This window comes from Chitinophaga sp. (genome assembly GCF_035538455.1).
Taxonomy (GTDB): Bacteria; Bacteroidota; Bacteroidia; order Chitinophagales; family Chitinophagaceae; genus Chitinophaga.
Window position 1 is genome coordinate 1 of record NZ_DATLKJ010000198.1, and the last position, 11,148, is coordinate 11,148.

The window sequence follows — 11,148 nt, forward strand, 5'->3', positions numbered from 1 at the left end:
TGCGCTTCGTAGGCAGAAGACGGATTGGTGATCACCTCTATCTTTTCGATGCTGGACGCGGGTATCTGTCGCAGGCCATTGTTGACGGTGAGCATAGATGCTTTACCGTTAATGAGGATACGTACATTCTCATTACCACGCAGACTTATATTACCCTGCACATCTACGTTGACGGAGGGCACGTTGCCGAGAATGTCATTGGCGTTACCCCCTTTGGATAAGATGTCTTTCCCTACATTGAACACTTTTTTATCGGCTTTCAGCTCAATATCCGAACGGGTGCCGGTTATGCTGATTGCTTTGAGTTGTTTAGGGGAAGGGGGTGGAAGAATGGTATCGTGCTTCTTGTCTTTTGTTGCCTGGCTGTATGCACTGGTGTAGGCACATGTGCCCAGTAACAGTAATAATAGTGGTCTGATGGATTTCATGTTCAGTATTTGATCGCAAATATTGAAGTTATTTTGCAGCGAAAAACAGCGGAAAGACAGAATGGGCGTGAGGGTCGACAAAAAGGCATGTTACCGGAAAATGCTGATTCGTAAGCAGGGAGGTTGTTTTTGTATGCGGAGGGGCGGGTTTCGTCGACGATGATAGATAGTTCTTTGAAAGTTGGTTACTTTTATCATGTTATGTCATTGATAGAAAGACTGATCAACTTTAATACCCGCTACCGGGTACTTACACATGTACTCTTCTGGCTGGTTGTTTACCTGGTTTCGCTGCAAAGGCTGAATCCTTACGACGAATATGACCCGATCGCACAAAAGGTGGTGACCAGGGGGTTCTATATCTTTTTCTCTATGCTGGTCACCTATTACCTGGCCTATCGCATATTGCCGATAATGATGAAAACGCAGCAGTACTTTCCGGTGGTACTGGAACTGGTGGTGGGGATGTATATCCTGATGGTATTCTCAAGGACCGTTGTCATTTATGTGGTAGAGCCGATAGTAAGAGTACGGCCATTTTCGCAGGAGTCTATACCAGAGATCCTGACAGACATCCCGAAGCTCTTCTGGCATTACTTCCTGGATACCATTACCATTCCCGTCATCTTTATTTTCCTGAAGCTGATCAAAGACCAGTACCTTGGTAATAAGCGCACCCTCGTGCTGGAGAAGCAGAAGTCAGAGAGTGAACTGAAAGCCCTGAAGGCCCAATTGAATCCTCACTTTCTGTTCAATACGCTCAACAATATCTATTCGCTGTCGCTGATGAACTCCCCGCAGACATCAGACTCCATTGCACGCTTGTCTGATATACTTGATCATTTATTGTACCGTTGCAGCGGCATGTATGTGCCGTTGTCCCAGGAAATAGCGTTGATGCATAATTATATTGCCCTGGAAAAGCTCCGCTACGATGAACGTTTGCAGGTTCGTTTCCGGCATAGTACGGATACAGACGCCATGATTGCCCCGCTGATATTATTGTCGCTGGTGGAGAATGCATTCAAGCACGGGGCAGGGGAAGATGCCGGCAGCCCGGTCATCGACATCTCTCTGCTTCTCACCCGTAACAGGTTCAGCTTTGAAGTAACGAACACCTATCGTGAAATAAAAGATAAGAAGGACGATATGAGCATTGGCCTGGCGAATATCAGAAAACAGCTCGAATTGATCTATCCGGGAGTCTATACTTTTGCGGTCATTGCTGCAGATGGAGTATTTACATCAACCCTGCATATTGTTTTATCGTCCGAAAATATAAATTAGCATAATGAAAGTAAGATGTTTGATTGTGGATGATGAACCGCTGGCTATCAAGTTGTTACAGAATCATGTTGAACAAATAGATTCACTGGAAGTTGTGGGATATTGCAACAATGCAGTGAAGGCCGCTGAGGTATTACGCACCACGCCGGTGGATCTGATGTTCCTGGATATTAAGATGCCACAGCTTACCGGAATAGATTTTCTGAGAACATGCAGGCACCCGCCGGCGGTGATCTTCACCACAGCCTACCGGGAGTATGCGCTGGAGGGCTTTGAGCTGGATGTGGTAGACTACCTGCTCAAGCCCATTACTTTCGACCGCTTCTTTAAAGCGATTGAACGTTATTATTTAAGAACGGCGCCCCGTGAGGAAAGCGTGCGCATAGTGGCCCCCAGGCCGGATTCATACATTCATTTGCGTACCGGCAATAAATTCCACCGCCTTTCTGCCGGTGAAGTGTTATATATAGAAAGCATCCGTGATTACATTGTTGTACATCGTACCGGCAAAGAGAAGCTCTCTGTCAAATATAAGATCAGTGACCTGGAAGAGGAGCTGAAAGATAAGGGCTTCCTGCGTATCCATCGTTCTTTTATTATCAACATGAATAAAGTGACCGCCTACTCCACACAGGAAGTGGAGCTGGGAAATATACAGCTGCCAGTTGGCAATAACTACCGCGACTATACGATAAAAATACTGAAAGCCCCCTAATGTTTATTTGAAACAGAATTTGTAGTTATTACGTGTAAAGTGCAGATATTCAGCAGGTATGTCCATAGTATTGAAAATTTTAATTGATAAAAAAATATTTTATCTATGCGATAGGATTAGTAGTGTATATAGATAGTTTTGAGCCATTCTATAACCCAAAATCTAGAACCGTATGAGAAGCACAAAAACCCGCGTTAACTCAATGCTAGTATTGCTGTTAGCACTAGCTGTCATTTCGAGCTGTAAAAAAGAAGAGCAATCATCACCGACTGAGCAAGTAAAACCTGTAGCAGGGCAAACTGTAGAAGACCACATCACGATTACACCAGAACGACAAAAAGTGATTGACTTTTTTAAGCAGAATGCAAATGCCCGTGGCGAGGCCAGTGGGGCGGTAGCAAAGATCAGTTACCGCGGCTTTACCGTCAATTATTCCGGTACTGTGCCCAACGACGTTAAGTCACTGGTGACCGGCGAAATTGACCAGCTGTTAAGCACCAGTACCAGCAGTACTACGAAGCAGCACATGACCGGTGCTCCCATCAATGTATACAACAGCCCTGGCAGTGGCGACCTGTTCTACAGCAACGGGAACGTATACATTGTAAACTTCAGCGTTTACCGCAGTGTGCACACCGCACCGGGTAACGTAATCATCCATGAATTGTTCCACTACCTGCACGACCGTTGGGTACCAGGTGGGTTCAACAATTCAACTATCTACAACATGTATGTGAACGCCTATTATTCCGGCGTTTACCCTTCCAGCGCTTATGTAATGAGCAATCAGGTTGAGTACCTGGGCGTATCAGCGGAAGCCAATTACACCGGCACTAACAGGCCGCCGTACAATGCTTCAACGCTTGCTTCCTCAGATCCTGATCTGAAGAGTTATCTGACTACCAACTTCTGATCATTTGCAGAAAATTGTTAGAAAAACAGCCGTCTCATATGCGAGACGGCTGTTTCATTTTGTAGATGAGTGAGTGTGCTGTGTGTTAATGGTGGACTGGACCACCTTATTTTGGGTTTCGTTGATAGTTTGCCTGCGTTCATTAAATCAATTTCACTTGAAACAGGAGAAAAATCCATCTTCGCCTGAGACGCACTTACCCTTTCTTTAAATTACTGGTCTATCTGTTCTCTGATGCATTTCATTCCCTGGAAGATCTTTTCGGGGGAAGATTCAGCAATAAACCGTCCTCACCGGTTCAATTAAAAAAGCAAGGGTATCTCTCCTATTGAGATACCCTTGCTTTCTAATTGATAGCTTATAGCTGTTTTTATCTTTGGATCATAAATTTCGCAGACTGCTGTCTGCCGGTGGAAATGATATACACGCCGCCTTTCAGGGCAGAAGGCAGTATTATCTCCAGCCTGTTGTAGCCATCTGTGATCTGGTGCTGACGGTTGTAAACAATCTTGCCGCTTACATCGGTGATCACTACCTGTTTCAATCCAGACTGTTGGTTTTTCAGTTCCAGATATACTACATCTTTTGCAGGCACAGGATATACATGGAAGTTACTGTGTGACTTGTCATCACCGCCGAACTTACTGCTCTTATTGTCAGGAGCCTGTTTTGGTGTGCTGCTGGTACCAGCGGTGAGTGAGTAGCACTTGCTGTTGCTGGAAGCGCCGTTGTAACCAAATACCTGTACGTAGTAGGTCCCTACTGCGCCGTTATTATACACAATTCTTTCGCTGGTAGTGCCACCGTTTTCAGAACGTCCTACTTCAGTGCCGCTGGCATTATACAGGATCACGTCGTAGTCGGCAGGAAGGTTGCCCAACAGGATTTCGATATGCGGCTGGCTGGAAGTGTTGCTGAACTTATACCAGTCTTTATCTGTAGATGTGGCAATTTGGGCGCTGATGGCAGTATTGGCGTTGATGGCAGCTGCGGCAGTGCGGGATTCGTTTGGTTCAAACGCATCTGTGCAGGTAGTCACCGGTGTGAGCGTAGCTTTCAGCAGGTAGCATTTCAGGTTGCTGGAAGCGCCGTTATAGCCATATACCTGTACGTAATAAGTACCGGCGGCCGCTGCACCATAGGCAATTGTTTCGGCAGTGGTGCCACCGTTCTGTGAGATTCCCAGCTGGGTACCGGTAGAAGAGAGCAGTTTTACATCATAATCAGCTGGGAGGCTGTCGAGTCTGATGCTGATATCATTGGTACCGGTAGTGGTGAATTTGTAATAGTCAACATCAGAAGACGTGGCTATCTGTGCGCGTATATTCGCTCCTGTTGCGATGGCCGCAGCAGTAGCCTGTGTATCGTTAGGCTCAAGCTGGTCGGTACAACCGGCAAGCGGCGTAACGTTTGTATTCAGGCGGTAGCATACTGAATCAGAGGCCGCGCCGCCAGCGCCATATACCAGGATGTAATAAGTACCTGCAGGGCCGGTATACAGAATGCTGTCAGCTATAGTGCCGGTGTTCTGTGAAATGGCCAGCTGTGCGCCGGTAGAAGAAAGCAGCTTCAGGTTGAAGTTAGCCGGGAGGTTGTCCAGTGTGATAGCGATCCTACCGGAATCTGTCAGCTGAATCTTGTAGTAGTCGGAATCCGCGGCAGTGATAGTGGCGCGAATATCTATTCCCGGTGTAATGCTGGTAGCGGTAGCACGGGAGTTGTTAGGTTCATACGGATCAGGGCAGGTTTGCGGGTGAGTGGTGTCGCCACAGGGGTAGTTGCTGCCTGTAAGGCTCAGCACACCGCTATTGTCGGGATCCAGCCAGGGTTTCAGCTGGTGAAGGGCGTCGGTACCGTTGGAAGTCCAGCTGCGGGCTACTTTACCATAATAGTCATATTTGCTGGAAGCCGCCGCTGAACAGCTGGAGGGACCGCCGGAGAGCTGACCTACAATCTGCCCGTTGTTATTGAACAGGGGAGAGCCGGAAGATCCGCCTTCGGTAATGCTCCAGTTGGTCTGTGTCTGCACCCAGGTAGCCTGCCAGTGGGTATAAGGGGCAGTGCCGCCACCGCCATAGTTGCTTTCAACCAGCGGAGAAGTGTAGGTGGATATTTTTTTAATATCACCTGCAGGGTGGTGAATGCCTACACCACTGGGACTAGCCGCTGTATTGGCATTCCAGCCTGCATAGTATACGTTATAGGAAGAAGGTACGCTCTGGTTGAACTCCAGCAGCTGGAAGTCGGAACCTTCCACATTGCCGCCGTCGCCGGATCTTGCGCGTTGCACGCAACCGGTGATCGTGTTGGCGGCAGGCTCGGAAGTAGGATTGCTACAGGAAGGCGCTTCATAGTTAAAGTAAAACACCCACTGGTTGAAATCCGCCGCAGATGCGTTGGAGCCGCAATGGTTGGCTGTGAGGAAATAAGGTTTACAGTCTTTACGTGCATTGTTTACCAGTGCGCCGGTACAGAGGTAGCTGGCGCCACCCACTTTCAGGATGATCTTGGCTACCGCTCTTTTCTGGTTCTGCCAGTTGGCGCCTTCAGGGCAGTTTACGTTTACGTTACAGCTGCCGGATGCACCAACGGTTTTGTCGAGGCTCTTTCTCGCTTCAGGGATCTTTGTGCTGTAAATATTATTGACACCGCTGATGGTGAAATGACCCTGGCCCTTTACGGCTTTGGGCTCATAATATTCCAGTGTGCAGACATCGCCTTTCAGGATTTCGGTGGCAAATAAACCGGTTTCCTGGTTGTTTTCGCTGCTGAATGCACCAATCAGCTGTGAGCGGTCGCCGTTGTATACATACAGCTTCGCGCCTTCAGGCAGATGAAAGTTTTCATAATAGAGGGAAGACGCTACGGCACCGGTTACATTGATGCGCAGGCGCCAGATGCGGTCGCCGTCAGGCAGGGTGGTCCAGCTGCCTGCATTGCTGAGCGACCAGGATGCAGGTGCGATCACGCCTATACGAAGAGGCAAGCCTTGTTTCAGGTTAACTTCGTCTTCTACCTGCAATTTCTGCACGGGAAGGGCGGCTACAGTTTTGGTGTTGATTTCTTCGGGAAGCCGGGAGGCGTAGCTATAAGGCCTGCCGCCTCTACTGGTTTGGGCCTTCAGGGTAGTACAGGCCAACAACAAACAGAGTAATGTGAATAGTGTTTTTTGCATAAGATAAATTTTGATTTAGAATTGTTGATTTGAGTACAGCGCACGGTATCGTTGCTGCCTGGTTGATGGGCAGAGATAGTCATATAATGATCGCAGCGGACGGCCGGGGGTGCCTGTCACATCATTCGTCAGGATTGGGTTGGTCACAACGGGTGCCCGAAAAGAATTACTATGGGGATAGTGTTGCAGAAAGAGGTTTATTCAATAGTAACTCCGCCGACCTGTAATAAAGATTTGCTAGTATAAGTTTTTACATAAGATATGATTTAGTCTCACTGAAATTAGACTAAACCGCTGCAATTTATACGCAGTGAAAAGCCCCCGCATGAAGGCGCGGGGGCACATTTTTTCATCAGCCTTTTACATCGGCGAGAGAGGCGCCGTAGTTAATATGTAACACATTGCCGCTTGGTGTAAGCAGTGCCGGTACAGACTTTACACCGGCTTTCTCCGCTTCGCTGATCCTGTTCCTCGCTTCTCCAAGATGTACAACTTCCACTTCAGCATTACCGATGAGCGAAAGGATCTCCTGTTCAGCGCTAACACATACGGGACAACCGGCATGATAAAATACAGACTTTGCCATGATTCGAAAATTTTAACTGGTTAAAGCATAATTGCTGATGCAAAGGTTAACTGCTTTAGCGATTTTGTTATGGTCCAGATTTCAGTTGCTGTATGCAAACTGGATCAACAACAATCCCGGAGAAAAAAGTCTATCTTGGCACTGATTGTATGGTAACCTTTTATGACTTATGAAGCGATCATGTATTCTTTTGTTAACCCTGCTGATGGCAGGAAGTATGCTGATGTCGTGTATATTGACCGGCGAACAGTCGCGCAGGGCACTGATTAGAGGCAAATGGCAGCCGGTCATGTCTAAGCGGGAAATCTATGACTTCAACGGCGGGCATGAGATAAAAATCGATTCCACATTCAGCAACAATGATCTGATGCAGTTCAACGCTGATGGGTCTATCGTCGACGGTGGACAGCGCTATTCTTCCTACCGGCTGGAGCCGGACAATAAAACACTCCGTCTTTTCGGTGACAACGATGACGGAAAAAGATTTGAGATCGATAAACTGGACACTAAGACGTTAGTGTTGGCAATACGTATCGCTGAAAGCCATGCGGGAAATAATATACGCATGGAATGGACCATCTCCTTCGTCAGAAAATAATCAGTTCAGCACCGACCAGTCTTTCCCTGCATACTTCACCAGCGTGGCGGTACGGCTGTCGCGCAGACTGATGAAAACGTTGCTGTTGTTGTCAACCCAGATGGCCTGGGCCTTGTAATGAAGAAATTTCTGCGCCAGCCTGTGCAGGCTGTGTACATCAGGTGCTATGCCATTCATCAGGTGGCAGCTGGTTTTCTTTATCTCGCCCGATGTTTCATCTATGCCAACAATATACATGCTTTTCCGGATCGGGTTGTGTTGTTGCTGCATATCGAGGGATAATATCAACAGATGATCGTCATCATATCCATTAACGGCAACTTTGGTATTCCGGAAATCCATGAAGTCTTCACGGCCAAACTGCCGGATGAAAACAGCAGCATGGTTGTCCGCGCAACTGGTGAATGCGAGGACCAGAAACAGGGGGTACAATACGGATTTCATGGTTCTATCTTTAAATGCTGTATATATGACGTTTGGAGACGGCTTCCCCCCATAGTGAGGATCACTTTTTTTTAAACAAACAATTTTACTTTTGAGAATGAAGACGAAAAGTATAGAGATATTTATACAGGAATGGTACGGGGAAATGGATGGCGGTAAGTTTGCCCGTAAGAAAGACAAGCTGATTAAAGACTTTGGTGCAACTCACCGGAAAGCAGTGATACAGGCGCTGATGCAGTATGCCCGCGAAGGGAAGCTGAAACACTGGCGCGGTTTCCTCATGATTGACATTGTAAGACTGGTGGGTGAAGGTGAAACTGCTTATGCAACCTTTTTTACCTGGGCGTTGACCATACCTGAGTTGGCCTACTGGGCGGTAGACGGATACCTGAAAACAGAAGGTGCTGTCGCCTATCCCTCGCTAACTGCACTTGCGCAGAACAACAACAACCAACTGGATGTACGTGCAAAAGCAGTCAAGAGCCTGGCTGTACACAGCGGCCAACCTTTCGATCGCGGTCTCCCCACAGATCCGGGTCACTGGAAGCCCGAACACCTGCGGCTTCCAACACTAAAGCAATGGCAACAGGATGGCTACCCTGCTGGTAAAGGATATGATATGCCGCCAATACATCCCGCTTTGCAACAGCCATCTACACCATTTGAAATACTGGCTGCCCGCCTCGATCATAAACTGGCCGCTATGCGGCAGGCACACTTCGACAAAGCCAACCCCGATAACCTGCTGGTGATAGCCGCAGACAGCGATATGCAACAGATTGCGGCAAGATGGACATTGCCTGAAAACTATTTGTTGTTCCTGAAGAATTTCTCACCGTTGCGCGCATTCATTGCTGGTGGAGATTTTGCAGAGGGTCTATCTCTCTATGGAGCACATGATCTGATTGCCCGGCAGGCAGGCTATTCCTATAATCCAGTGAGCAATGCCGTTATCTCTGATTGGCCGCCACACCTGGTTGTGATTGCAGATGACGGTGCCGATCCCTATTGCCTGGACCTTTCCGCTATGAGTGATGGCGATGCTCCAGTGCTTTACAGTCGCCATGGAGAGGGGCACTGGGAATTTCACAGGTATGCCGGCAATTTTCTGGACTTCCTCCACAAGCTGACCGCATAGCCTTGAATGCAGTATTAATTCGCGACAGGACAGGCTATTTCAATCATGAAGGCCTCATATTTGAAATAGAAGCCGAAGGTCCTACGGATACGTTGTGGCTGTTGCTCCAGCGTATGACCGTCCTGTATAAGGCGGTTGTAGAGTGCTTGTACCTCTGTTTCAGCTGAGAGGAAGAATCCTATATGAAAGGCGTCAGGATAGCCGTGATTACCGTTTTCATTGAGGCGCTGGTTCATGAGTACCAGAACGAAGTCGTCCTTGCCGTTCATAACGGCGAGTGTATCGTTGGGTTTGGAGTCGGCAGGGGTGAAGTTGAAATAGGCTTCAAAGAAGCTGCGGGCGGCGGGTACATCCCGCACGGGCAGGTTGATGTGATTGAGTGTCATTGTAGTAATAGTTAAAGATATAAAAGAATGATTGTTCTTTTTTTAGATAAAAAAATACTTGTACCGCAATTGCGATACAAATATAAAAGAACATTCGTTCTTTAAAAAGAATTATTTTAACGAAATGAATCAGGTGAGTTTCACAGGCAGGCCATTGAAATCGCTGTAACGCTGTAAGGCGGCTTGTAAGACAGCTTTATTGGGCTTCTTTGTTTGCTTGAAAAAATTAACAGAGAGACTGATATCGTTTTTGTTGATGGTACGTTTCCAGGTACCGGCCAGTTGTCCGTCTATAATCACCACGGGGCTGAGTACTGCCATAGGAGCCAGTTTAGTACTAAGATGCCGCTGCACGATGTTCCGGTCTTTATAGGCAACCGTATACTCATCAAAAGGAGGGAGGAAGTGAATGGACGGTGAGGCTTCGGGTTTAGCAGCCTTAGCGGGAGGCATCCAGTAGGTGGCGCCATCCTCCACAAATGATTGCAGTTGCCCCTTGACAGATTCCAGTCCGGCCTTCGCAGCAGTAACACTCAATCCTGACCACCAGCTGAAATCCTGTACGGTAGCTGGCCCGTGGCTGTTGAAATAACGAAGCGCCAGGGTACCCAACGCTTCTTCTTCTGTAAGAACCGGAGCGGGAGGCACATGTTCTTCCAGCAATACATAGGTAAACTGCTTGCCTTTGCGCGGGCCGCTGCAAATGAGACCCTCCAGTTCAGCCTGCACCAACAGATGCGTGATACGTATATCATCTGTACGGATGCCAGCTTCCTGCAACGGAACGGCCAACTCGGTACGTGTAAGCTGCTTCTTACCCAGCAGCGCTTTCTGTAGCACGGCATTGCTCTTTTTGAAGATAGGCTTGTCCAGCTCGAGCCTGCGGTTATTATAGGCCATCGCAGCGCTTATACGCGGCGCAGAGAGCCTCAGCATCCAGCGTACATCCGCCGGCGATACAAAGTGCCAGGTAGGCCGCAACACGTGCGTACGGATAATCTCACCTTTGGCCATCGCTTTATCAATCGCACTATCAGTAGTGTCTTTCATACGCAGGCCCAGCGCCCATTTGGCGCCGGCATAGTCCTGGGCCTGTACGGCCCCCATCCAGTGTACCACCTCCGCCGCCTTGCCGAATTTCTTACCGGTAATATGCTGCTGCTGTAGTCGCTGATGTAGTATATCTGTCATAGTAGCTAAGATAAATCATTTGTTTTGTTGCTGCCACAAAGAAAGCAATCAGCCGTGACAACGTTATGTCAGCAGACTCTAAGTACGTGTACCCGTTTAAGTTAGTTGAAGAAAAATTTGGAAATTTAATTTTAATGTTTACTTTTGCACTCCCTTACAGAAAAGGGAATGATTCCGTAGCTCAGTTGGTAGAGCAATACACTTTTAATGTATGGGCCCTGGGTTCGAGTCCCAGCGGGATCACCACCAAGAGTAAAAATAGAAACTCTTAAGTAATTAAAGCCTTG

General features: G+C 47.8%; 12 protein-coding genes and 1 tRNA gene. 7 read left to right on the forward strand and 6 right to left on the reverse strand.

What is annotated here, in order from left to right:
* Positions 1–428, reverse strand: a 428-nt coding sequence (locus VM802_RS23825; RefSeq protein WP_325535338.1) for a TonB-dependent receptor plug domain-containing protein, incomplete at its 3' end; no start/stop codon positions are given.
* Between the two features lie 201 nt (positions 429–629).
* On the opposite strand from VM802_RS23825, the gene VM802_RS23830 reads away from it, so the two are divergent.
* The 3 genes from VM802_RS23830 to VM802_RS23840 all read left to right on the forward strand — a co-directional run bounded on the left by VM802_RS23830 (position 630) and on the right by VM802_RS23840 (position 3,343).
* A complete protein-coding gene (locus VM802_RS23830; RefSeq protein WP_325535340.1) occupies positions 630–1,715 on the forward strand; it encodes a sensor histidine kinase in 1,086 nt (361 codons plus the stop codon).
* 4 nt (positions 1,716–1,719) lie between these two features.
* On the forward strand, positions 1,720–2,430 hold the full coding sequence (locus VM802_RS23835) for a LytR/AlgR family response regulator transcription factor (protein ID WP_325535342.1): 711 nt from the start codon (positions 1,720–1,722) through the stop codon (positions 2,428–2,430).
* A gap of 172 nt (positions 2,431–2,602) precedes the next feature.
* A complete protein-coding gene (locus VM802_RS23840; RefSeq protein WP_325535345.1) occupies positions 2,603–3,343 on the forward strand; it encodes a hypothetical protein in 741 nt (246 codons plus the stop codon).
* Positions 3,344–3,713: 370 nt separating this feature from the next.
* Here the strand turns inward: VM802_RS23840 and VM802_RS23845 are convergent, their stop codons facing one another.
* Positions 3,714–6,518 (reverse strand): pre-peptidase C-terminal domain-containing protein, encoded by a 2,805-nt coding sequence (locus tag VM802_RS23845; protein ID WP_325535347.1) that lies wholly within the window; start codon positions 6,516–6,518, stop codon positions 3,714–3,716.
* 29 nt (positions 6,519–6,547) lie between these two features.
* Between VM802_RS23845 and VM802_RS23850 the strand changes: the two genes are divergently transcribed.
* The gene (locus tag VM802_RS23850) at positions 6,548–6,745 is read left to right on the forward strand and encodes a hypothetical protein (protein WP_325535349.1); all 198 of its coding nucleotides are present in this window, start codon (positions 6,548–6,550) and stop codon (positions 6,743–6,745) included.
* A gap of 125 nt (positions 6,746–6,870) precedes the next feature.
* On the opposite strand, the gene VM802_RS23855 is transcribed toward VM802_RS23850, so the two are convergent.
* Complete coding sequence (locus VM802_RS23855) at positions 6,871–7,104, reverse strand: thioredoxin domain-containing protein (RefSeq protein WP_325535351.1); 234 nt, start codon at positions 7,102–7,104, stop codon at positions 6,871–6,873.
* Positions 7,105–7,273: 169 nt separating this feature from the next.
* Between VM802_RS23855 and VM802_RS23860 the strand changes: the two genes are divergently transcribed.
* Entirely contained in the window at positions 7,274–7,702 is a 429-nt protein-coding gene (locus tag VM802_RS23860; protein WP_325535353.1) for a hypothetical protein, read from the forward strand.
* On the opposite strand, the gene VM802_RS23865 is transcribed toward VM802_RS23860, so the two are convergent.
* Complete coding sequence (locus VM802_RS23865) at positions 7,703–8,146, reverse strand: hypothetical protein (protein ID WP_325535355.1); 444 nt, start codon at positions 8,144–8,146, stop codon at positions 7,703–7,705.
* A 97-nt stretch (positions 8,147–8,243) separates the two neighbouring features.
* Here VM802_RS23865 and VM802_RS23870 point away from each other — a divergent pair, with 97 nt between their 5' ends.
* Positions 8,244–9,284: an SMI1/KNR4 family protein gene (locus VM802_RS23870; protein WP_325535357.1), complete on the forward strand. Its 1,041-nt coding sequence runs from the start codon at positions 8,244–8,246 to the stop codon at positions 9,282–9,284.
* A gap of 14 nt (positions 9,285–9,298) precedes the next feature.
* Here VM802_RS23870 and VM802_RS23875 read toward each other — a convergent pair whose 3' ends face one another.
* Together VM802_RS23875 and VM802_RS23880 are read right to left on the reverse strand one after the other, a co-directional pair.
* Positions 9,299–9,670 (reverse strand): VOC family protein, encoded by a 372-nt coding sequence (locus tag VM802_RS23875; RefSeq protein ID WP_325535359.1) that lies wholly within the window; start codon positions 9,668–9,670, stop codon positions 9,299–9,301.
* Between the two features lie 129 nt (positions 9,671–9,799).
* On the reverse strand, positions 9,800–10,861 hold the full coding sequence (locus VM802_RS23880) for a winged helix DNA-binding domain-containing protein (protein WP_325535361.1): 1,062 nt from the start codon (positions 10,859–10,861) through the stop codon (positions 9,800–9,802).
* Between the two features lie 170 nt (positions 10,862–11,031).
* On the opposite strand from VM802_RS23880, the gene VM802_RS23885 reads away from it, so the two are divergent.
* Positions 11,032–11,107, forward strand: a tRNA-Lys gene (locus tag VM802_RS23885).
* Positions 11,108–11,148 lie beyond the last annotated feature (41 nt).

Bases quoted from the DNA above. Each gene is read 5' to 3' on its own strand.
- VM802_RS23870 (WP_325535357.1), top strand. From the start codon at position 8,244: ATGAAGACGAAAAGTATAGAGATATTTATACAGGAATGGTACGGGGAA.
- VM802_RS23845 (WP_325535347.1), bottom strand. From the start codon at position 6,518: ATGCAAAAAACACTATTCACATTACTCTGTTTGTTGTTGGCCTGTACT.
- VM802_RS23875 (WP_325535359.1), bottom strand. From the start codon at position 9,670: ATGACACTCAATCACATCAACCTGCCCGTGCGGGATGTACCCGCCGCC.
- VM802_RS23830 (WP_325535340.1), top strand. From the start codon at position 630: ATGTCATTGATAGAAAGACTGATCAACTTTAATACCCGCTACCGGGTA.
- VM802_RS23865 (WP_325535355.1), bottom strand. From the start codon at position 8,146: ATGAAATCCGTATTGTACCCCCTGTTTCTGGTCCTCGCATTCACCAGT.
- VM802_RS23840 (WP_325535345.1), top strand. From the start codon at position 2,603: ATGAGAAGCACAAAAACCCGCGTTAACTCAATGCTAGTATTGCTGTTA.
- VM802_RS23880 (WP_325535361.1), bottom strand. From the start codon at position 10,861: ATGACAGATATACTACATCAGCGACTACAGCAGCAGCATATTACCGGT.
- VM802_RS23835 (WP_325535342.1), top strand. From the start codon at position 1,720: ATGAAAGTAAGATGTTTGATTGTGGATGATGAACCGCTGGCTATCAAG.
- VM802_RS23855 (WP_325535351.1), bottom strand. From the start codon at position 7,104: ATGGCAAAGTCTGTATTTTATCATGCCGGTTGTCCCGTATGTGTTAGC.
- VM802_RS23860 (WP_325535353.1), top strand. From the start codon at position 7,274: ATGAAGCGATCATGTATTCTTTTGTTAACCCTGCTGATGGCAGGAAGT.